Below are 21,960 nucleotides of genomic sequence, written 5' to 3' on the forward strand. Positions count from 1 at the left end.
ATCAGTGAACGCCGACGTACGCCTCGCGGACGTACTCGTTGTCGTGGAACTCCGCGGACGTTCCGGCGAGTTCGATCTCGCCGGTTTCGATCAGCGAGAGCCGCTCGGCGTGTTTCAGCGCGAACGTCGAGTTCTGCTCGGCGAGGAAGATTGTCAGCCCCTCCTCCTGGTTCAGTTGCTCGAGCGCGTCGCCGATGTCCTGGATGATGACCGGCGCGAGCCCGAGCGTCGGCTCGTCGAGCATCAGGACGTCGGGGTCGCTCATGAGCGCGCGGCCGATGGCGAGCATCTGTTGCTCCCCGCCGCTCATCGTCTCGGCCTCCTGTTCGCGCCGGTCGTCGAGCCGCGGGAACAGGTCGTAGATCACGTCGAGGTCAGCTCGAACTCCGTCGCGATCGTCACGGAACTGGGCGCCCATCAGCAGGTTCTCGTGGACCGAGAAGTACGGGAACAGGTCCCGGTCCTCGGTGCAGTAGATGAGACCGTCCCTGACGATCTGCTGGGGCGGCACTCGAGCGAGGTCCGCGCCGTCGTACCGGATCGTTCCCTCGTACTCGATGAAGCCGGCGACGGCGTTGAGCATGGTCGTCTTTCCGGCCCCGTTGGGGCCGATCACGCCGTAGATCTCGCCCGCCTCGATCGACAGCGAGACGCCTCTCAATGCGTGTGACTTGCCGTAGTAGACGTTGAGGTCGTCGATTTCGAGTATCGTGTCGGTCATTACAGTCCCTCCCCGGCGAGGTACGCTTCCTGGACGCGCTCGTTCTCGGCGATCGCGTCGGGGCTACCCGCCGCGAGGAAGTCGCCGTTGTTGAGCACGACGACGCGGTCGACCAGATCCATCAGGCCACCCATGTTGTGGTCGACGACGACCATCGTCATCCCCTCCTCGCGGAAGCCTTCGATCTGGGCCGACAGCTCGGCGATCTCCGCCTGGTTCATCCCGGCGAAGGGCTCGTCGAGCAACAACAACTCGGGTTCGGTCGCCAGCGCCTTGGCGATCTCGAGCCGGCGGACGTCGGCGTGGGGCAGTTCGCCCGGCATCTGGTCGAGGTCGTCCTCGATATCGATGCGCGCGGCGTACTCACGGATCTCCGCCTCGCTCGCGCCGCCGTACAGCGAGAAGACGCTGTTGGGCAGCGTGAACAGCCCGATGTTGTCGGCGACCGACATCGAGTCGATCGGGTTCGACTCCTGGGAGACTCTCGAGAGGCCCTGATTGACCACCTCGTGGGTCGCGTCGTCGGTGATGTCCGCGCCGTCGAACCGGATCCGTCCCTCGGTGACGTCGTAGAGGCCCATGATGCAGTTGAACACCGTCGACTTCCCCGACCCGTTCGGCCCGATCAGGCCGACGATCTCGCCGCGCTCGACGGACAGCGAGAAGTCGTCGACGGCAACCAGGCCGCCGAACGTCTTCGTGAGGCCGTCGACCTCGAGGAGGGTCACTCGCGATCACCTCCGACCGCGCCGACGGCGTGCCAGATCCAGCGGAAGAGCCCATTGCGGGCGAACACGAGGACGAGCAGGACCAGCAGCCAGAGCATGACCCAGCGCGTCGAGTGGCCGAACCACAGCCGCAGGATCTCGTCGCGCAACAGCACGAAGAGGAACGCGCCGCCGATCGGGCCGAGGACGGAGCTCATGCCGCCGATGACCGCCATCGCGATCATCTCGATGCTTCGGTCGACGACGACGAAGGTCGTGGGGTCGACGTTCCCGCCGAAGTGGGCCAGCAGGACGCCGCCGATCCCCATCGTGATCGAACTGAGCGCGAACGACCAGAGCTTGAACTTCGTCGGGTCGAGCCCGGCCGCCGACACGGCGCGTTCGTTCTCGCGGATCGCGACGAGCACGGTCCCGACGTTCGATCTGGCGACGACGGTGAGCGCGGCCGCGACGAGTAACATCGGGACGAGCATGAGGTAGTACCGCTCGGTGAAGTCCCAGGTGAACACCTCGACCGCCTGGAACCCGTTTTCGCCGCCGAGGGTCTCACTGAACCCGATCGTCAGCCGGTAGAACAGGAGCACGGCGACGAACGTGACGAGCGAGAAGTACGGCCCCGACAGGCGCAGCGAGGGCAGGCCGATGAGCAGGCCCAGCACTAGCGCCGCGAGGATCGAGACCGGGATGGTGACCCAGAAGCTCGGCACCGGGCTGAGGTTGACGGCTAACAGCGCCGTCGTGTAGCCGGCCGCGGCCGACAATGCCGAGTGGCCGAAGCTGATATAGCCGGTGTAGCCGCTCTGGATGTCCCAGCCCATCGCGAAGATCGACCAGATGCAGGCAACCGCGAGCGTCCGCATGTAGTTGCCGACGAACAGCGGCGCCCACATCGGAACGGTCGCGAGCGCGACGAGCGCCGCGACGAGCAGCCCCAGCTGGAGCCCCGTCACCTCGCCGACGTACGAGCCGAGGAACCGGTTGAAGAGGTTCGCGCCGGGTTGCAGCACGCGGTCGATCGGCGAGAGGACGCGGGCGGCGGCCCGCCTGCTCGGGGGCAAGATCGTTTGCCGAACCGTACTTCGCAGCCGTCCGATCCGTCTGACGCGTTCACTCATGGACGTATTCCCTCCCGTACAGCCCCTGCGGAAGCAGGAACAGTACGACTAGTAGGATGACCAGCGAGAGGATCCCGCGGAAGCTCTGTCCCAGCATCGAGACGGTCAGCGTCTCGGTGTAGCCGATCAGGTAGGCGGCGATGATCGACCCTTTGATCGAGCCGATACCGCCGATCACCACGATGATGAAGGCCAGTGCGAGCGGGTTCAGCCACATCAGCGGCGTGGCGGCCTGGTCCCCGCCGAGGAAGATCCCCGCGAGGCCCGCGAGCCCGCCGGCGATCAGCCACGTTCGGGTCCGGACGGAGTGGAGATCGACGCCGGTGAGCTGTGCACCCCGCTCGCTCATCGACGCGGCGAGGATGGAGCGACCGCCGTCGGTCTGGGTGATGTAGTACCACAGCAGCCCGATGGCGATCCAGGAGAGAACGAAGCCGGCCAGATCGTTGTACGAGACGGACGTGCCCGCGATGCTGGCCTGGCCGCGGACGACCGTGTAGGCGTACGGCTGGTCGCCGAAGATTCCGAGCGCGATTTCGGTCGTCATGGTGGCGACGACGACCGTCGCGAGGAACGTGATCACGGGATCGTCCTCGATGTAGCGGACCAGTCCGGCGTACAGCCCGTACGACGCCAGCCCGATAACGCCGACCGCGAGCGGGAAGACGAGGAGTCGCGGTAAGGCGACCGACTCCCAGATCACGTCGCGGTTGAGGATCACGAACACGTACGCGCCGGCCATGATGAGGGCGCCGTGAGCGAGGTTCAACACGCCGCCGACGCCGAAGATCATGGTGAACCCGATGGCGATGAGCGCGTAGAGGGCGCTGATCATCGCGCCGGTGATCAGTATCGAGAGGAGCGAGTCGAGCATGCCTAGCCCATCCACTCGGGTTGTACGTGGTCTGCCGTCCGGTACTGTTCGGGGTAGACGCACTCGAGGCCGCCCCCGGGTTGCCACTGGGTGATCGGGAAGTTCGTGATCTCGTCGTTCTCACCGCGCTCCTCCTGGACGTCGTGGGGGTACTCGTCGTCCTCGCCGTAGAACGAGATCTCGCCGGTGGTCCCCGTGTACTCCAGCCCGAGCATCGCGTCGACGATGCCGTCGAGGTCGCTCTCGTAGTCGGCCGTGCCGGCCTCCTCGACGGCCTCCCGGTACAGGTAGATCGCGTCGTAGGTGTTGAACCCCATATACATCGGGAGGTCGGGCGCGTCGTCATCACCCTCAGTGAACGACTGGTACGCGTCGACGAAGTCGAGGGTCTTGTCCGTGATGTCGGTCGTGCCGGCGGCGCCCGACTGCGAGGTCGTCTCGAAGGTCGCAGTCTCCTGAGAGAGTTCATAGAAGTCGGGCGTCATGGACGCGACGTGGATCCCTTCGATGCCGAACTCTGACTGGCGCTGGTGCCAACTCGCGAGCATGTCCGTCGCGATAATGTGGGCGAAAAAGCGGAAGACGGCGTCCGGATCTTCGGACTCGAGGTCGTCCATCACCGTGCTGAAATCGTCGATGCCGGTCGACAGCTCCGACTCGTAGACGACGTCGTAGCCGCGCGATTCCAGCTCGCCGGGCAGGTTATTCGTGAACGGGTCCGTCCACGCGGCGTCGTCCGCCAGATACGCGAACGAGTTCCAGCCGTGGTGGTCCGAGAGGTAGTCGGCGTAGCCGCCCATCGCCTCGGCCTGGAAGTGCGAGTTGATCGGGCCGGAGCGGAAGATGTTCTTGTTCGCCTCGTAGTCCGAGCCGGTGGAGTTCTCGATGATCGCCGGCGAAGCCGACCCGGTGACGATATACGGGACGTTGTTCTCGGCGATCATGTCCATGATGTTGAGCGAGACCTCACTGGAGAAGGTGCCGACGAGTAAATCGACGTTCTCCTGGTTGATCAGCCGCGACGCCTCGTCCTGTGCCGTCGACGGGTCCGTGCGCGTATTCGCGCTTACGATTTCGACGTCCTCGTCCCGGATCCCACCCTCCTCGTTGATCTCTTCGGCCGCCAGTTCGGCGCTCCGCTCGGAGCCGATCCCCTGCGTGTTCTCCAGCGGCGCGAGGTGACCGATCGTAAACCCCTCGTCGCCGCCGCCCCCGATACAGCCGGCGAACGTCGTCGCTACGGCGCCGGCACCCGCGGCGCCGATGAACCGCCGACGTCCGACGGAAATCTTACCAGTTCTATCTGATCTGAGCGTATTGTTATCGTCGTTATCCATTGGCTGTCACTCTGTTACCGATTCTCACCCACCACTTCAGATTCTCCAACAATAAAGATGAGGGTCGTTAGCAAGGAGCGAGTGAGTAGTGTAAGCGTGTGAAACTCTATCTACTAACGAAATCAGACGTCTACCGAGCCGGACGAAAGTCAGCGCTTCAGACGATCTCTTGCGGAGAAACGCGCTCGGTAACCAGTCGATACGCGCCGTCTTCGAGGGTAACCGCTCCTTCGTGACGGAGGTGATCGAGGTGGGCGAAGGCCTCGCCGGGTCCATGGAGGATGTGGATCCCCTCGAGGTCGCCGAACAGGTGTTCGCTCACCGTCCAGGCGTCGGCCGGGCCGTGTTCGTCCAGCACGTCGACGACCTTCCCCGCCCGCTCGCGGTGGTGATCGATGATCTCGCGGGCGCGGGCGGTCGGATCCTCGATCGGGTCTCGGTGGCCGGGCCAGACGCGGTCGTAGTCGCGGTCTGCTAATCGTTCGAGCGCGTGCAGGTACCGCTTCAGCGGCCGATCGACGCGGACGTCGGCGCCCCCGACATTGGGCGTGTACACCGGCAGGAGAGCGTCGCCGACAACGGCCTCGCGGCCGCCGTCCAGTTCGAAACAGCAGAGTCCCGCCGCGTGACCCGGCGCGTGAACCCCCTCGAGTCGACGGCCGCCAACCTCGAGGACGTCTCCGTCCGCGATCGGTGTGACGTCAGCAGGTTCGCCCTCGATGTGCGACGCCGCCTCGAAAAAGTCCAGCAACTCCGCCCGTGGGTCCTCGGGGACGCCCCACTCCTCGAGCAGTTCCCGACGGCGTCGCTCGACGGCGGCCACCGCGTCGCTATCGCCCTCGACCAGCGGTGCGTCGGCCTCGTGGACGTAAACTGTCGCGTCGCTTTCGGCCTGAATCTCGCCGGCCAGCCCCGCGTGATCGACGTGGAAGTGCGTCAGCACGATGTCGTCGACATCCGCGAACGCGTAGCCGCGCTCGGCCAGTCCGTCCCGCAAGTCCTCGCGCACGCCCGGCGTCGCGATCCCAGTATCGACGAGCGCGAGGTCGTCGTCATCTGCGAGCACGTAGGCGTTGTTTCGACCCTCGAACTCCTCGTTGCCCAGTCGTATTCGATCCATACCGATACACAACTTCCTGATCGTTCATAATTTTCCGGGTCGTGATCGCCGGTAGCCGTGCCCGTTCGTCGGTCGGGAACTTGCCCGCTCCGGTCGGTCGCTTCTGGCGAGACGCTGCGGGCCGGAACGGACGACCCGCTTGCCACCAGCGTAACATATACCCTGGTATTCCCACACAGGAACAGTATGCCGAACATTCTAACCGACGTGACGAGCGAGTACCTCGCATCAATGGAACCGCCCGCCGACGATCTCGTCGCGGAAATGGAGGCCCACGCGGCCGAGGACGGCATTCCGATCGCCAGCCGCTCGGTCGCGAAGCTGCAGGCGATCCTCGCCCGCGGGACCGACACCGGCCGCGCGCTCGAGTTCGGAACCGCCATCGGCTACTCGACGCTGCACGTCGCCCGAACCGGTACCGACGTCGTCACGACCGAGGTCGACGGCGAACGGATCGACGCCGCCGTCGATTACCTCGAGCGCGACGGCATCGACGTCACCGTGACCGACGATCCGATGACGATCGACGCCGAACCCACCGGAGACGGGACCGTGTTCATCGTTGAGGGTCCCGCTCTGGAGACGGTGCCTCGACTCGACGGCCCGTTCGATCTCGTTTTCCTCGACGCCATCAAATCGGAGTACGAGGAGTATCTGGCCGAATCGCTGCCGCTGTTGACGGCGGGCGGGATGGTCGTCGCGGACAATCTCCTCCGCGGCGGTCGGGTCGCTGCAGCTGCGGCGGATACCGAGACTGACGATATCGAAGCGGAATACGGCTCGTCGGTAGCCGCACTTCGCGAGTTCAACGAGGTGTTCATCGATCACGACGCCCTTGAGGCAGTCATCACGCCCCAGGGCGACGGGACCGGCGTCGCCGTCAAAACGTCGGACGCGCCGTGAGCGCGGTTACTCGAGTTCGGCTCGCAGCAACTGGTTGACGTCGCCGGGGTCAGCACTTCCTCCCGTTTTCTGCATGACCTGGCCGACGAGGAAGTTGATCGCGCCGTCGTCGCCGCTCTCGTAGTCGTCGACGGCGTCGGGGTTCTCGTCGATGGCCTCGACGACGGCCTGCTGGACCTCATCCTCGCCCGTTTTGCCCAGGCCCTCCTGTTCGACGATCTCGTCCGGCGCCGCGCCGTCGTCGAGCATCGACCGGAGGACGGTCTCGCGGGCGTTCTTCGCCGTGATCTCATCCTCGGCGACGAGTTCGACGAGCCGGGAGACTTCCTCGAGGCGGCCCGCGATGTCCGTGATTTCCATGTCGCGGTAGTTGAGTTCGCCGAGCAGGTTGTCCGCGACCCACGTCGCCGCGAGGTCGGGGTCGAACTCGCCGGCGACGTCCTCGTAGAAGTCCGCGACCTGCTTGGTCGACGTGAGCTTCGAGGCGGCCTCCTCGCTCAGTCCGTACTCCTCCTGGAACCGCTCGCGGCGGGCCGAGGGGAGTTCCGGGATCGCGATCTCGTCCTTCCAGCCGGAGACGCGCAGCGGCGGGAGGTCGGCCTCCTCGAAGTACCGGTAGTCCTTTTCCTCTTCCTTCGAGCGCATCGAGACAGTGATCCCGCGGGACTCGTCCCAGTGGCGGGTCTCCTGCTCGACCGCGCGGCCGCGCTGGATGGCGTTCTTCTGGCGGGTCTCCTCGTAGGCCAGGGCCTTCTCCGCGCCCTTGTGACTCGAGATGTTCTTGACCTCCGTCCGGTTGGCGGCCTCGAGCGCGTCCATCCCGATCTCGTCGGTGTCGTCGCCGTCGATCTCCTCCTCGGGGATGATCGAGAGGTTGGCGTCGATGCGCAGGCTGCCGTCGCGTTCCGCGTCGAAGACGCCTAGGTACTCGAGGACTTCCTCGAGTTCGGCCAAGAAGGCGCGCACCTCCGCGGGGCTGCGGAAGTCCGGCGCCGTGACGATCTCCATCAGCGGCGTCCCCGCGCGGTTGTAGTCGACGAGGGTGTACTCCGCCGAATCGATGCCGCCACCGCCGCCGACGTGCTGGAGGCTGCCCGGGTCCTCCTCTAGGTGGGCCCGTTCGATCGCCACCGTCCGGCGCTCGCCCTCGACGGAGACCTCGAGTTCGCCGTCGGCGCAGATCGGCTCGTCGTACTGGGTGATCTGGAAGTTCTTCGGCAGGTCGGGGTAGTAGTAGTTCTTCCGGTGGAACCGGGTCTCCTCGGGGATGTCGGCGTCGATCGCCTTCCCGATCTTGACGGCGGCCTCGACGGCGGCCTCGTTCAAGACGGGTAGCGCGCCCGGCAGGCCGAGACAGACCGGGCAGACGTTTTCGTTGGGCTCGTCGGTCTGTTCGGTCGCACAGCCACAGAAGATCTTCGTGTCGGTCTCCAGCTGGACGTGGACCTCGAGGCCGATGACGGTCACGAGGTCGCCCTGCTGGACGGTCTGGGCAGTCATTGACGGCGATTCGGGCCCGCGGGGGTAAAACGTAACGGGACGGACCGGCGCGGGTTCGCGGCCCCGATTCGAAGTTCGCGAGCGATTACCGGTCGCGATCGAACTTCCGCTGGGTCTCCGTCAGCTCTGCCGATTCCTCGAGCATCCGTTCCGCGTCGGCTGCGCGCCGGTGCTGTGGCGACGTGATCGGGTCACCAGAGCCCTCGATCCGTTCGTCGGGGTCCTCGACGGCGATCCGCTCGCGCAGACGGGCAATCAGACGAGCGATCATACTCGAAACATGTAGCTCCACAAATAAAATAGTACGCGACCGGCTCGTCGCACCGTTGCGGGTCGCAGCGCGCGGACGTTCGGGCCGGTCCTCAGGAGCATCGCTGACCGAGACGGTCGCGAAACGTCAGTACCGCCGCTCGTAGACGGTTCCGGACTCGCCGACAACCAGTTGCGGCGACCGGGCAGTGCCGAGCGCGACCGACCGCAGTTCGTTCCCCGGCTGGAGGTCGGCGAGCTCGGTCCAGCCGTCGAAGCCGCGCTCGTAGATCACTCCCGCCGACGAGACCGCCAGCGCGGTGTCGCGGTCCCGTGTGAGCGCCGCGATCGGCTGCTCGCCCAGCGTCGTTCGCGACCAGTTGACGCCGTTGTAGGTGTAGACGACGCCGTTGCCGCCGGCGACCGAGACGTGACCGCTGTCCGTCGCCGCGACCGCCGCGAAGTCGACTCCTGCACCCTCGAGCCCGATGCGGCTCCACGAGACCCCGCCGTCGCGCGACTCGAAGACGCCGCCGTCGGTGTCGACGACGTAGCCGTACGCCAGCGGCGTGAGGTCGACGTCGGTGACGCTCGAGCCGCTGCCGGGCTTCGTCACCTCGCCCCACGCGACGTCTGCGCCGTCGCGTCGACCGCGGAGGAGTTCGCCGGAACTGTTGATGGCCGTGAGTCGCTCGTCGCCGGCCAGCCCGGCCGCCGCGATGGCCGTCCACGACGTCGTCTTCTCCTTCGGGGCCGAGAAGTCGACGGCTCGGTCGGCGACGACGTCGTAGAGCCCGAGCGCGCCGCTATCGCCGGCGACCCACATCGCCCGGCCGTTGCTCGTGACCGCCGCGGAGCGCAGACCGTCGCCCGCCTCGGAGAGTCCGTTTTTGAGCCGAACGGTCCAGTCGCCGCCGTCCCGGGCGAGGACGACCCCGTCCTCGCCGACGGCGTAGGCTCCCGTCGCGGTTTGGGCCACGTCGTACAGCGCCGCGTCGGTGGGGACGTCGGCGGCGATCCACTCGCTGTCGGTGTCGGCACAGCCGGCGAGCGAGAGCGTTCCGGCCGCCGTTCCAACCGCGGCGAGGACGGCACGCCGGGTGCGTGGGCGTCCGGTCACCGGTCGTCCTCGCTCTCGCTCGAGGGCTCGTCGTTGGTCGGCGTTCCGGCGCCGCTCGATCCCGTCGCGCTCCCGGCGTGGCTCGAGTCCGTTCCACCCTCCGATTCGGCCGGGCGGATCGCACCGCGGACGTCGTACGAGCGGTGGAACTCGCCCGGCGGCGTGAACGCGCCGGGCGCGGAGGTCCGCTTGAGGACCGCCGAGATCCGAACGACGTAGGCGAACAGCACCGCGAGCGGGCTGAACGCGACTCCGAGCACGGCGCTCACGAGCACGAGCAGCCACCCCTCGAAGGCGACGGGCGGGTAGCCGCTCGCGTAGATCATGATGACCAGCGTCGAGAGCAGGATCGCGGCGGTCCCGCTGTAGGTGATCAGCCGCGACAGCCGCGCGAGTTCGCGCTGGAGGTAGATCGTCGTGAAGTACTGTCTGGTCGCGTCCGCGGTGACGAACAGCTCCCGCAGTTCCTCGAGGAGCGCGGCGGACCGACTCGACAGGTCCTCGTCGAACCGGCGACCCAGCCGACGCGCCTCGTTGGCGGCGCCGGCGTAGTCGTGGTCGATCGTCGGCAGGACGACGGCGAACACCGACGTCGTTTCGCCGGTGAGCCGGGCGGAGAGGTCGCTGGTGTGTTCGCGCGTGCGTTCCGCGAAGCGACAGACCGACTCGAGCGCGGAGATCGGGGTGTCGTCGACGGCGTCGTCCACCCGACTGCGCTCGCTGCCGTCGCCCGCACTCGAGGCGTCCCCGCACTGGGTGGCGAGTTCGTCGGCCCGGCTCCCGAGCGTGCCGGCCAACCGAGCGAGGAACGGGGCGGGATCGGTCGGGCTGACGCCGTCGCCCTCGGTCTGTCCCTCGACGCGGCTGCGGAACTCCTGGACGCCGTCGATGCGGTCGGTGAGCCGATCGGGCGTGCCGAACAGCCGAGAGATGATCAACTGATTGACCGCGACGACGATCGGAATGAACGAGAACAGCCCCGCGATCATCGTGCTGAACATCGTCGTGACAAACCGGCTCTCGCGGACGCCGATGATGTCGCTCACGCCGAGGACGAGCGCGACGACGAAGACACCCGCGACGAAGCCGCCGACGATCACTCGCCGGTCGCCCTCGAGCAGGAGCCAACGCCGCCACTCGCGGCGCGACGCCGTATCGGTCAGGTAACGGGCGCCGATCCGTCCACCAGTCCAGAGGATTCGGACGCCGACCGTCAGCGCGGCGACCGTTAGTCGGAGGACGTAGCCGATCAGTGACAGCCCGAGCGATGGCGCGTCGCCGTCGCGCTCGGCCTCGCCACGGTCGTCGGGTTCGGACTCGTCGCCGCGGTCGACGCCGCCTCCGTCGCGGTCGATTCGTTCGTCCGTTCCGTCGCTCGAGCGGTCGCCGTCGTCACTCGGCGCTATACCCGATTTCGCGGTCATCGCGTCGTCACGCGTGGGATCGTCAGTCATTGGTGTGGGATCGATCGTCGAACGTTCAGAGCCCGCTGGAGACGGTCTCGAGCAATCGGAGCGCGGCCAGTAACAGCGCGAGCAACAGGACGATCCGTCGAATGATGGCGCCCCGCGTCGTCCTGATTCGGGAGCGGTCGGAGGGGTGGAAGCCGACGGTCCAGAGGGTCGCGATGGCGCCGACGTTGATCGCGATGAGGTTGACGGCGACGACGACTAGAGACCCGAGCACCGCCGCGGGTTCGCCCCACGCGACGCCGACGCCGACCACGCCGATCGGCGGCATGATCGCGGCCGCGATCATCACGCCGATGAGGTCCGTGATGCCGGTCGTCGTCATCCCAAGCCCGCCGGCGATGCCCGAACAGACCGCGACGGTCACCAGCAGCGACGGCGGGAGGCCGTGACTGCCCAGTCCGAGGCTCGCATCGAGGTCGACCGCGGCGGTGACCACCGACGACGTCCGCGCGAACGCCGCGAACGCGAGCGCGCTGGCCATCGCCACGCCGATACCGGTGAGCTGGAGTTCGACGCCGCGGACGAACAGCCGGCGCTCGTCGAGGACGGTCGCGACACTCGAGGCCATCGCGGGACCGAGCAGGGGGGCGATCACCATCGCGCCGACCAGCACCGCCAGCGAGTCCAGCAGGACGCCGGTGGTGGCGACGACGCCGCTGATCGCCGTCATCGCGGCGAAGATGACCAGCGAGGGTAACTGTGAACGGGCCTTCGAGCGCAGTTCGCTCCGGGAGATTCGCTCGAAGGAGAGCCACTCGCCGCGTCGTTCGTTTGCGCCGTCCCACTCGTTGCCGACGATCGCCATCGGCTCCTCGACGACGATAGTGACGTTCCCGGCGACCGACTGAAGCTCGTCCACCAACGGTTCTACCGCGTGAGCGGGTGCGGGAACGGTGATCGTCCAGTCGTTGTCGTCGTCGTAACCGGCGAGGCTGTACTCGAGGTCGTGGCGGTCGATAACCGCTCTGACCTCGTCGGTCGTCGACTGCGAGTCGGTGAGCACCGTCAAGAGGCGCATGTTCGACGTTCGCGCTCCGGGAGCGGTCCCCCGATTCCCGTCGCGTTCGATCACAGTATCGCGAGTGCATCGGTTTCGGGGGTGGAGTCCTCGGGGTACGTTTGCGCGAGCAGCGACCGGACGATATCCCTGATCGTCGCCAACGGATCGGCGCGGCGCTCGCAGCACGACCCGCCACACCGAGCGATCGGCCCGTCGGGCCCTTCGGCGTAGGTCAGGCGGCCGCTACACTCCGGACACCGCGGTTCGACGTGGGCGGCCATCCAGTCGACGTCGAACCCGTCGCGAGCGAGTCGGTCTCCGAGGGCACACCAGACGATAACGTCGCGCTCTTGGCGGCCCGTCGCGCTCCGCTTGAGGCGGTCGAGAGCCAGCGCGGCGCGCCGATACAGTTCGTCGCTCTCGTCGCCGTGTCGGCGGTGACACCGCCGGAAGTAGGTCAGGAGCGCGCGCCTCGAGGAGCGGCGTTTCCCCGTCGTCAGTGGGGCCTCGAGGGTCGCGTTCGGCGAGAGGTCGTCGGACTGCGGGACGCGTTCGGGGCGCCCCCGGTCGTCGTAGTGGACCTCTCGCGAGAGAGATGCACCGCTGGTCGGACAGAATGCGTGTTTACCGATCATCGTTAGGGGGGTCGATCGAACCGCAGTGGGATTCGACCGGGGACGGGCCTAGCAGTGCCAGTGGTATAAGATGACACAATACTGAAACTCGCTAGAATAAATTTATGTACTCATAGGTTTCTTGAACTTACGGGCAGTATTTTGTATGGAATTCTTGGATATTTGTACAACTTATGAGTAGGTGAACCGTACGACGGATGCACCATGCCAAGTGGTGATCTCATCTCCGTCGATTCGACCGACCGCGCGCCGTGGTACTGGTACGTCTTGATCGGCTATCCCGCGCTGAGTCTGCTCGGGATCGTCTCGCTGGCCCGACTGACCGGCGGCGGTTCGGTTCTGGCCACGAGTCTCGGCAGCGTCGCGCTGCTGATCGTCGTCGCCGCCGCCGGCGCCGTCACGCTGCCCGCGATCTGGCGCGACATCGAGTTCGTCGAGACCCAAACCGACGCGTGGACGCCCGACCGGCAGATCTACGTCGGCGCGGCCGTCGCCGCGCCGCTGTTCCTCGGCCTGCTGTCCGGACTGGCGGCCGGGTTCAGCGTCGCGCTCGCGATCGCTCTCGTCGCCTTCCTCCTCTCGACGGTCTCCGTCTGCGTGGCCTATCTCTACAATCGCCATCGAACGGTCGGACTGATGGCTCGCTGAGGACGGCGCGTCGACGCCTCGGCCGCCACGCGACCGAGTCCGCTGAAAACCCCCTGCACTGGCCGCTTCCGGACCGTCCGCGCCGCGAGACGAACGATCGATCACATGTCCGCTCGCGCCCGACGCTCCGGGTCGTCGGTGCACATTCTCTAGGTTTCGTCCATATTTTTACGCCATAATCTATTAGGCTTCGATGTCGGAAGGCCCGGACGACGCGCCCTCGGCGCGAATGACCTCCCGGCCCGCCAGCACAGTCGCCACTATCCGCTGGCGGCCCGTCTCGACGCGCCGTTCGATCGGCGACTCCGTTCTCGTTACTCCACTATGCACGCAGTCATCCACCCGGTTACCGACGCCTACAGCCTCGTGGCCGCGCAGACGCGACTGCTCGTCTCGCTGGTGGTAGCGACGGTCGACCACGGACCGATCCCTCTCGCCGCGAGCGCTCGCGGGCCGCCACTCGGTATCGGACCCGTCTCCCCGGCTCCGAACGAAGGGAGCCTCGAGTTCGCGGCCCGACTCGCCGGCCTGCTCGGCGCGGTCCTGTTACGGCTCCTCGAGGCCGCGATCATCGCCTTCGAGATGGCCTGGGAGACGTGGTGGGCGCTCGTCCTCGGATTCACGATCACCGGCGCGGTCCAGGAGTTCGTCTCCGAAGACCGGCTCACCGACTACCTCGGCGACGACGGCTGGCGCGAGGTCGGCTACGGGGCCCTCTTCGGCGCGTCATCCTCGAGTTGCTCGTTCTCCGCGGTGGCGACGACCCGGTCGCTGTTCACTAAGGGTGCATCGGCCGCGGCCAGTCTAGGTGCGTTCCAGTTCGCGAGCACGGACCTCGTGCTCGAACTCGCGCTGGTCGTCACGCTCCTGCTGGGCTGGCAGTTCGCCGCGGCGGAGATCGTCGGCGGCCTCGTCGCCGTCGGCGTCCTCGCGGTGGTGTACCGACGGTTCGTCCCCCAATCGTGGATCGAACGCGCTCGAGCACACGCGCGGGCGCTACAGGAGATCGAGTGTGCGACCTGTGGGATGGCCGTGGATCCGACCGACGAGGAGACCATCGCGGCCGAGTTCGACGGCGAGCGGCGACACTTCTGCTGTGGCGGCTGTCGCAACGCGTATGATCCGTCGACCGATCGCGACCCCGTTACAGCGGGCCCCGAACTGCTGTCGGGCGACCGCTGGCGGTCGGCGACCGCGAACGCGATCCGCGAATGGGACATGCTCTGGCGGGACGTCGTCCTCGGTTTCGCCATCGCCGGCCTGCTGGCTGCGTTCGTGCCGACCGCGTGGTGGACCGCCGTCTTCGGCGTCGGCGCCGAGGGCAGCGTCCTGCGGCTCGTTTCGAACGTCGTCCTCGGCGCCATCGTCGGCGTGGTGACGTTCCTCTGTTCGGTCGGCAACGTCCCCTTCGCGGTCGTGCTCTGGCAGAACGGCGTCTCCTTCGGCGGCGTGCTCGCGTTCATCTTCGCGGATCTGGTGATCCTGCCGCTGGTCCGCACCTACCGGCGATACTACGGCACCCGGATGGCCGCCGTGATCGCCGTCGCGTTCTTCCTCGCGGCGGTCGTCGCCGGCCTCGTCGTCGAACTCGTCTTCGGCGGGCTCGGCCTCGTCCCGCCCGCGGGCGCGGCCGGCGGCACGGTGTCGGGGACGTACACGGCACTGTTCAACGTCGTCGCCGTCCCGATCTTCGCCGTACAGGTGTACGTCGCCCTCGAGCCCGAACAGCGCGTCCGCATCGGAAACCGCCTCGCACCCCACATCGCCGGGATCGTCATCCGCACCCAGCAGTTCCTCGAGCGGATCGCCTACGCGCTCGAGGACCGCGGGCTGAAGTAAGGTCTCGACCGCCGACCGGTTGCCGACGTTCGACCGCCGCGAGCCGATCGCGATAGCCGTCTCTCGTTCCAGTATCCATGACCCAACACCCGACAGACGCCGCCGACCGCACCGATCCGATCCGGATCGTCTGTCTCGTCGCGCTCGCGACGAGCCACGGGCTGATCCGCCTCGCCGAACGATACCTCCCCGAGTTCGTCGTCGCGATCGGCTCCGGGCCGATCGTCGCCGGCGCGCTGGTGTCGCTCGGACTGGGCGTCGCCGTCGCGGCGTCCCGGCGCTCGAGCGACGCCGACGCCGGTCCGACGAGCGACCTCGCGCCCGCCGCGGCCGCGGTGGCGTCGGTGCTCGTCGCCGCGGTCGGCCTCCTCGCGTGGGCGGGTGCGCCGACGCTCGACGCCCTGCTGGGAACGCCGCTGTCGGCGCTGGGGTGGCTCGCGGTCGGGATCGTCCTCCTGCAAGCGTGGTACGTCCGCGGCCCCGTGCGGGACCTGTGGCCGACCGATACGCGCGCGGCGGCACCGCCCTCGAGCGCGGTGCCCGCCCGCGACGAGACGTCGATCCGGCGCGGTGCCATCGACGGGCGACGAACGTGGATCGTCGTCGGCGCGCTCGGCCTCGCCGCGGCGGCCGTGTTCGCGGCGGCCGCCGTCGCGAGCGCCGGCGGAGTCCGCGCGGGCTTCACAATCGTCGCCGCGACCGGTGCCGCGGTCACCCTCGTCGGCGCGGTCGCGCTGGGGTCTGCGGGGGAACGAACGTCGACCCTCGCCGGGAGAGTGCTCGGCGATGGCCTCGCGGAGGGCAACCGAGACGGCGAGAGTGAGACGCACAGGGACGAGACGACCACCGCTGCGCCGGCCGACGCGGAGTCCCCGCTCGGCGCGGTCAGCAGCGCCGCCTCGAGGCTCCCCGACCGCCGCCGCTGGGCGGTCATCGGCGACGCTCTCGTTCGGGTCGCCCTCGCCGGGAGCTGGCCGTTCCTGATCCTGCTGGTCGTCGAGTACCGTTCGATCGGGCTCTCGATCGGCGGCCTCTCGCTGGCGCCGGCCGCCGTCTTCGGCCTGTTCGTCCTCGCGGAGGCCGCGGGCGCGGTCGTCGGCGCGGTCGCCGCCCCCGCCCTCGCCTCGCGGCTCGACCGGCGCGCGGTGCTGGCCGTCGGTCTCGCCGTCGTCTCGCTGCTCCCGATGGGGCTCGTGGCGGCCCCGTCCAACGCCGGTATCGTCGCCGTCCTGTTCGCGCTGCTGGGCTGTCGGACGGCGATCGAACCGCTCCGGCCGACCGTCGGCGAGAGCGCTCGCGTCGCCCCAGTTCCCGGCCCGCGGCTCCCCGACGCGGTCGGGACGGCGGTGCAGGTCGCCGTCGTCCCCGCACCGCTGATCGGCGGCCTCCTGTACGCGGTCGATCCAATCTTCGCGTTCACTATCGCGACGACGGTCGGCCTGCTGGGCGTTCGCGAACTGGGGCGGGCGTTCGCGTTCGGACGGCCGTGACCCGATCGACCGGTCGGCCGAACGTCGATCACCGACGGCTCGCCCGCTGGCACCTCGTGCTGGCGCTGGTGATGGGGCTGTGGGGCGGGCTCGACGCGCTGTTCCTGCGAACGGCGCTGGTCACTCCGACTCTCGGTCGGTTGACGGCCGAGACCTACAATGCCTTCTTCACGACCCACGGGCTGACGATGCTGTTCCTGTTCGCGCTGCCGGCGATCTGGGGCGTGGCCTACGTCGCCGTCCCCCCGCTGATCGAGGCCGACGACGTCGCCGCGCCGACCCTCGGCGCGGTCGCGTTCTGGCTGCAGGTCCCCGCGGCGCTGTCGATTCGGGCGGGCACGATCGGCGGCATCCTCGGCCTGGCGGGCCTCGAGCCGGTCGCCAGCGGGTGGACGCTGTATCCGCCGCTGAGCGTGCTGTCGGCGAACCCAGCCGTCGACGCCCTCCTCGCTGGACTCGCGCTGGTCGCCGTCGGGACGACGCTGACGGCGTGGACGCTCCTCTGCACGATTCTGCGCGAGCGTGAGGTCCGATGGCTCGAGGTAGACACGTTCACGTGGACGGTGCTGACCGCCGCGGTGATGTCTCTGCTGGCGTTTCCGGTGCTAGCGACGACGGTCGCGCTCGTTCTCGCGGATCGGACGCTCGCCACCGGGTTCCTCCTCGGCGGCGGCGGGCCGCTGGTCTGGCAACACCTGTTCTGGTTCTTCGCCCATCCGCTGGTGTACATCGTGGTGTTGCCCCCGATGGGAATCGTCAGCCACGTGCTGCCGCGGTTCGCCGGCCGGCAGCTGTTCGGCCACCGCTCGTCCGTCTACTCGACGCTCGCGATCGGCGTCGTCTCGTTCACCGTCTGGGCCCACCACATGTTCGTGACCGGACTGAGCCTCCCCGTGCGGACGGTCTTCATGTTCACGACGCTGGCGGTGGCGCTCCCGAGCTCCGCGAAACTCTGTACGTGGCTCGTGACGCTATGGGGCGGTTCGATCCGGTACACCGCGCCGATGGTTGCGTCCCTCGCCGCCGTCGGCTTCTTCGTCGTCGGCGGCGTCACCGGCGTCTTCCTCGCCGCCGTGCCGATCAACGTCCGCTACACCGGGACCTACTACGTCGTCGCGCACTTCCACCTGCTGCTCGCCGGCTTCGTCGCGCTCGCGCTCGTCGCCGGGGTCTACTACTGGTTCCCCCTGCTCACCGGCCGGCGCCTCGAGCCGGGGCTGGCCCGCCTGCACGTCTGGCTCACGGTCGTCGGCGTCGCGGTGACCTTCGGAGCGCTCCTGCTCGTCGGCCTCGCACAACTCCCGCGGCGCGTCGCGACCTATCCGGCGGCGTACGCGCCGCTGCACCAACTGGCGACCGTCGGCGCCTACGTGATCGCCGCCGGCCAGGCCGTCTTCCTCGCGAACCTCGCCCGGTCGCTGTGGCTCGGCGGGCCCGACCCCGACGATCCGTGGGCCCTCGAATCGGGGCCGTCGCACACACGCGAATGGAAATAATTGCGCCGTCCCGTTCCGTCGTCGAGCCGACCAACTCCGACTCGAGTCCGCGCTCCCTGACGACCGAGTACGCCGATTGTCGCCCGCGATCGAACCGCGCCGCCGCTCGAGCGAGTCGCATCGCCCGCCAGCCACCGCAACTGCGTGCGGTCCGCAGACCTACGCAGCGCTCCACATTCACCCATGTCAACCACTGCAAGCACCGACGTCGCACTGATGCTCCTGCAACTGATCGCGGTGACGATTCCCGCGACCGTCGTCCTGATCGAACAGTTACGTCGGTCAGGGAACCTCGAGTGGCAGTTCCGGAAGCTGAGCTTCGGGCTCGTACTCTCGAGTATCGGGCTGTTGCTCGCGGCCGCGACCGCCGTGATGGCCTACTTCGTCGCGAGCCTCCAGCTATCGGCCGCCATTTACGCCGGACTGATTCTCGTGATCCTCGGGTTGCCGCCCCTCGGGGCGTTCGTCGCCGTTCTCTACCGCGAACACCGGCTGGAGTTTGGTCCCTGAAGGCCCTCGCTACGTCCGGACTCGGCCGGTTGCGGGTTCGACTCCCGCGCGTAGCTTCGGCGGCTTCGCCGCCGGTGACGAACCGATGCCCAGCCACCCACCGAGCGACACCGACGACAGTACCGAACCGATCTCCGACGAGCACGCGGAGCCGCGGCCGCTGGCGAACCTGACCGGGTTCAAACGCGATCAGCTGTTCGTCATCCGAATGCTCGCCGAGCGAAACCCTCACGGACTCGTCATCAAGGACAAACTCGACTGTTACTACGACGAGGAGATCAACCAGGGCCGACTCTACCAGAACCTGAGCGAACTCGTCGAAGAGGGCTACGTCGAGAAACACCCTCTCGACGGGCGAACCAACGCCTATCGTCCGAGCACGCGCGCCAACAGGCGCCTCGAGGAACACCACGAGTGGGAGCGCCGCTGCCTCTGCTGTGAGTCCCCATGACAGTCGCGCTCCCGCGGCGATCGCACCGACGGCGTTCGCCGCCGGGCGCGGTCGCGCGTTCCCGGACTGACACCGGATCGTCCGTTCTGAGTGTGCACAGTGATCGTATCGATCGAACTCTCCGAATAGACCGACGTCTGCCGAGCGGGTCGGTCGAACACAACCGCGTTGACCCTGACACGATGACAGCCTTTCACGACACCGACGACGAGACGACTCGAACCGATCCCGACCTCGCCGCCCCGTGGGCGTACGCGACGGCCGCGACGCGCCGTCTCGGCGTCCCCGACGGGATCGAACAGCGACTGCTCCACCTCCGCCAGCGCGAGCGGATTTCCGTGCCGTTCGAACACGACGACGGCACGCTCGACGTCTGCGAGGGGTACCGCGTCCGCCACGACGGCGTCCGCGGTTCCTTCCTCGGACCGCACCGGTACTACCCCGCGCTGAACGGGGACGACTGCGCCGGCCTCGCGGCCGCGACGACCGTCAGCGCGGCGATCGCCGACCTCCCGTTTGGCGGCGCCGCGGGCGGGGTCGCGGTCGATCCGACGGCGCTGTCCCGGGACGAACGCAGCCGCCTCACCCGATCCTACGCGCGCCGAATCGAGGGCGTCGACCGCGGCGACGACGTCCTCGTTCCGGAGGTCGGTACCGACCGGCGGACGATGGCCCGGTTCGCCGACGCCGTCGCCGACGACGTCGACGCCCCCCGAACCGCGGCCGTTGCCGGCAAACCGCCGGCCATCGGCGGCCTCCGGGAGATCGATCGAGCGGGCGGTCACGGCCTCGCGCACGTGACGCGGGAGGTCCTCGAGACCGACCACGACCGACCGCTGAGCGACGCGACGATCGCGATCTACGGCACCGAGGCCTGCGGCGTGGCGGCCGCTCGCCTGCTCGAGTTCCGGGGCGGCTCCGTCGTCGCCATGTCAAGCGACCGAGTCGGCCTCGTTGCCCCGGACGACGGCTCCGGACTCGATACCAACCTCGTGCCCAGCTATCTCGAGCGTCCGGGCGCGCTCGCCGAGTACGACGACGGCACCGTGACCGGCACCGAGAACGTCCTCGAGTGCGACGCCGACGCGTTGGTGCTCGCGGCGCCGGCGACGACGATCACCGCCGACAACGCCGACGGCATCCGCGCCGACCTCGTCGTCGAAGGGACCGTCGGCGCCGTGACGCCGGACGGACAGCGCGCCCTCGACGAGCGCGGTATCGACGTCGTCCCCGCCGTACTCGCGACCGCGGGGCGGCCGATCGCGGCCCATCTCGAGTGGATTCGGACCGTCGGCCGCGACCGAATGAGCGACGCGCGCGTGACCAACGAGTTCGCCTACGCGCTGACCGACGCGGTCGAGGACGTGCGCGACCGCCGCGAACGCTGCGATCTGAGTTGGCGGGCCGCGGCCTACAGCGTCGGTTGCTCCCGCGTCGCGGCGGCCCACGAGGTGATTCGGTGATCGACCGCCTCGACGACTCGCTGTCCGACGCCCTCGAGTGGCTCCAGCGGGTCGGCTCGCCCGGAACGGCCGACGATGCGAGCGAGGCGGGGAACGACCGGACCGAAACCGACGGCGACCGCCGATCCGCCGGCGACGACGGAGGGGAGAGCGACGCCGACGCCGCAAACCCAGCGAGCGGTGCCGACGCCGGCGACGGGACCGACGATCGCGGCGACTGGGAGTCCGTCGAGTCGCCGACGTCTCGGACCCTCCACGGCGTCGTCCACGGACAGGACGGCCCCTACGCCTGCGGCGAAGGGGGACTGCTGCTTCATCAGACCGGCGACGGCTGGCAGGTCGTCCTCGAGCGCGGCCCGGGCGTCTCGGAGAACACCCTGCGCTCGATCGCGGCGACCGACGACGGCTGTCGGCTCTGGTTCGCCGGCGACAGCGGCGCCCTCGGGTTCTACGACGTGGCCGACGGCCACCTCAGTGACTACTCCGCGCCGATGGAGAAGACGAGCACCTGGGAGGCCATCGCCGTCGCGGGCCGGACGGGCGAGGAGCGCGTTCGCATCGCCAACGGCTCCGGAGAGGTCCTCGACTGCACCGTCGAGGACGGCTGTCCCGTCTGGGGCGAGGTCGTCAAACCCGGCGGCGGATCGACGATCCCCGGCATCACGGCGGGGCCGGACGGGTTCTACGCGATCGACACCAGCGGCGGCGCGTACCGCGAGGCCACCGACGGTGACGCGACCACCGCCGGGACCGACGGCTCGACGGAGCGCGATCCAAGAGACGGCGAACCGGCAGATACGGAACCCACCGACACCGAACCGACCGACGAGTGGGACCGGATCGGCGTCCGCAACGCGCAGGTCGACTTCCAGGACGTCCGGGCCGGCGACGAGTCGGTGTTCATCGCCGGCGCCGACGGCATCGCCTACCGGTACGATCCCGACTGCGAGAACTGGACGCCGCTGCACGTCGGACAGGGCGCGCTGCAGGCGATCCGGTCGCGGGGCACCGACACGGTAGCGGTCGCCAACGGCGGCCGAATCTACGAGCGGGCGGCGAGCGTCCGCTGGACCGAACTGGACGCCCCGACCGAACAGTCGCTGCTGGGACTCGCGCTGGCCCGCTCGAGCGCCGACAGCGACGGCCTGGGAACCGTCCCCGTCGACGTCGCGGTCGGCGCCGGCGGCGCCATCCTCGAGCGCGACCGGCGCGGGCGGCCGACCGACGGTGATCGCCGTGACTGAACGCCGACCGTCCGCGATCGCATCGCACGTCGACCCCCACTTCGC

At 68.3% G+C, this 21,960-nt stretch carries 21 protein-coding genes; 9 read left to right on the forward strand and 12 right to left on the reverse strand.

Annotation, left to right across the window (positions count from 1 at the left end; all coding sequences use genetic code 11):
• Position 1 precedes the first annotated feature (1 nt).
• From EH209_RS12775 to EH209_RS12800, 6 genes are all read right to left on the reverse strand, one after another.
• Entirely contained in the window at positions 2 to 721 is a 720-nt protein-coding gene (locus EH209_RS12775; RefSeq protein ID WP_126663254.1) for an ABC transporter ATP-binding protein, read from the reverse strand.
• On the reverse strand, positions 721 to 1,449 hold the full coding sequence (locus EH209_RS12780) for an ABC transporter ATP-binding protein (protein ID WP_126663255.1): 729 nt from the start codon (positions 1,447 to 1,449) through the stop codon (positions 721 to 723). The genes EH209_RS12775 and EH209_RS12780 overlap by 1 nt, the downstream gene beginning before the upstream one ends.
• Positions 1,446 to 2,564: a branched-chain amino acid ABC transporter permease gene (locus tag EH209_RS12785; RefSeq protein WP_126663256.1), complete on the reverse strand. Its 1,119-nt coding sequence runs from the start codon at positions 2,562 to 2,564 to the stop codon at positions 1,446 to 1,448. Before EH209_RS12785 ends, EH209_RS12780 begins: the two co-directional genes overlap by 4 nt.
• Positions 2,557 to 3,438, reverse strand: a complete 882-nt coding sequence (locus EH209_RS12790) for a branched-chain amino acid ABC transporter permease (RefSeq protein WP_126663257.1) — start codon at positions 3,436 to 3,438, stop codon at positions 2,557 to 2,559. Before EH209_RS12790 ends, EH209_RS12785 begins: the two co-directional genes overlap by 8 nt.
• Before the next feature lie 2 nt (positions 3,439 to 3,440).
• Positions 3,441 to 4,775, reverse strand: a complete 1,335-nt coding sequence (locus tag EH209_RS12795; protein WP_126663258.1) for an ABC transporter substrate-binding protein — start codon at positions 4,773 to 4,775, stop codon at positions 3,441 to 3,443.
• 157 nt (positions 4,776 to 4,932) lie between these two features.
• Positions 4,933 to 5,895, reverse strand: a complete 963-nt coding sequence (locus EH209_RS12800; protein ID WP_126663259.1) for an MBL fold metallo-hydrolase — start codon at positions 5,893 to 5,895, stop codon at positions 4,933 to 4,935.
• 186 nt (positions 5,896 to 6,081) lie between these two features.
• Here EH209_RS12800 and EH209_RS12805 point away from each other — a divergent pair, with 186 nt between their 5' ends.
• The gene (locus tag EH209_RS12805; RefSeq protein WP_126663260.1) at positions 6,082 to 6,798 is read left to right on the forward strand and encodes an O-methyltransferase; all 717 of its coding nucleotides are present in this window, start codon (positions 6,082 to 6,084) and stop codon (positions 6,796 to 6,798) included.
• Positions 6,799 to 6,804: 6 nt separating this feature from the next.
• Here EH209_RS12805 and gatB read toward each other — a convergent pair whose 3' ends face one another.
• The 6 genes from gatB to EH209_RS12835 all read right to left on the reverse strand — a co-directional run bounded on the left by gatB (position 6,805) and on the right by EH209_RS12835 (position 12,774).
• A complete protein-coding gene (gene gatB, locus EH209_RS12810) occupies positions 6,805 to 8,298 on the reverse strand; it encodes an Asp-tRNA(Asn)/Glu-tRNA(Gln) amidotransferase subunit GatB (RefSeq protein ID WP_126663261.1) in 1,494 nt (497 codons plus the stop codon).
• 85 nt (positions 8,299 to 8,383) lie between these two features.
• A complete protein-coding gene (locus tag EH209_RS12815) occupies positions 8,384 to 8,569 on the reverse strand; it encodes a hypothetical protein (protein WP_008896558.1) in 186 nt (61 codons plus the stop codon).
• A gap of 126 nt (positions 8,570 to 8,695) precedes the next feature.
• Entirely contained in the window at positions 8,696 to 9,667 is a 972-nt protein-coding gene (locus EH209_RS12820) for a WD40/YVTN/BNR-like repeat-containing protein (protein ID WP_126663262.1), read from the reverse strand.
• Positions 9,664 to 11,121, reverse strand: a complete 1,458-nt coding sequence (locus EH209_RS12825; protein WP_126663263.1) for a hypothetical protein — start codon at positions 11,119 to 11,121, stop codon at positions 9,664 to 9,666. The genes EH209_RS12820 and EH209_RS12825 overlap by 4 nt, the downstream gene beginning before the upstream one ends.
• A 25-nt stretch (positions 11,122 to 11,146) precedes the next feature.
• Complete coding sequence (locus EH209_RS12830; RefSeq protein ID WP_126663264.1) at positions 11,147 to 12,157, reverse strand: TIGR00341 family protein; 1,011 nt, start codon at positions 12,155 to 12,157, stop codon at positions 11,147 to 11,149.
• Between the two features lie 50 nt (positions 12,158 to 12,207).
• On the reverse strand, positions 12,208 to 12,774 hold the full coding sequence (locus tag EH209_RS12835; RefSeq protein ID WP_126663265.1) for a hypothetical protein: 567 nt from the start codon (positions 12,772 to 12,774) through the stop codon (positions 12,208 to 12,210).
• 204 nt (positions 12,775 to 12,978) lie between these two features.
• Between EH209_RS12835 and EH209_RS12840 the strand changes: the two genes are divergently transcribed.
• From EH209_RS12840 to EH209_RS12875, 8 genes are all read left to right on the forward strand, one after another.
• A complete protein-coding gene (locus tag EH209_RS12840; protein ID WP_126663266.1) occupies positions 12,979 to 13,422 on the forward strand; it encodes a hypothetical protein in 444 nt (147 codons plus the stop codon).
• A gap of 324 nt (positions 13,423 to 13,746) precedes the next feature.
• Positions 13,747 to 15,261 (forward strand): permease, encoded by a 1,515-nt coding sequence (locus EH209_RS12845; RefSeq protein ID WP_126663267.1) that lies wholly within the window; start codon positions 13,747 to 13,749, stop codon positions 15,259 to 15,261.
• Positions 15,262 to 15,338: 77 nt separating this feature from the next.
• Positions 15,339 to 16,751, forward strand: a complete 1,413-nt coding sequence (locus EH209_RS12850; protein ID WP_126663268.1) for a transporter — start codon at positions 15,339 to 15,341, stop codon at positions 16,749 to 16,751.
• Positions 16,748 to 18,247, forward strand: coding sequence for a cytochrome c oxidase subunit I (locus EH209_RS12855; protein ID WP_126663269.1), 1,500 nt, complete (start codon positions 16,748 to 16,750; stop codon positions 18,245 to 18,247). Before EH209_RS12850 ends, EH209_RS12855 begins: the two co-directional genes overlap by 4 nt.
• Before the next feature lie 183 nt (positions 18,248 to 18,430).
• Entirely contained in the window at positions 18,431 to 18,757 is a 327-nt protein-coding gene (locus EH209_RS12860) for a hypothetical protein (protein ID WP_126663270.1), read from the forward strand.
• Positions 18,758 to 18,842: 85 nt separating this feature from the next.
• Positions 18,843 to 19,208 carry a helix-turn-helix transcriptional regulator gene (locus EH209_RS12865; protein WP_008896568.1) on the forward strand — a complete coding sequence of 122 codons (366 nt, stop codon included), beginning with the start codon at positions 18,843 to 18,845 and terminating at the stop codon, positions 19,206 to 19,208.
• Positions 19,209 to 19,390: 182 nt separating this feature from the next.
• Complete coding sequence (locus EH209_RS12870; protein WP_126663271.1) at positions 19,391 to 20,671, forward strand: Glu/Leu/Phe/Val family dehydrogenase; 1,281 nt, start codon at positions 19,391 to 19,393, stop codon at positions 20,669 to 20,671.
• Positions 20,668 to 21,915, forward strand: coding sequence for a hypothetical protein (locus EH209_RS12875; RefSeq protein WP_126663272.1), 1,248 nt, complete (start codon positions 20,668 to 20,670; stop codon positions 21,913 to 21,915). Before EH209_RS12870 ends, EH209_RS12875 begins: the two co-directional genes overlap by 4 nt.
• The last annotated feature ends 45 nt before the right edge of the window (positions 21,916 to 21,960 follow it).

Source organism: Haloterrigena salifodinae (genome assembly GCF_003977755.1).
Lineage (GTDB): Archaea > Halobacteriota > Halobacteria > Halobacteriales > Natrialbaceae > Haloterrigena > Haloterrigena salifodinae.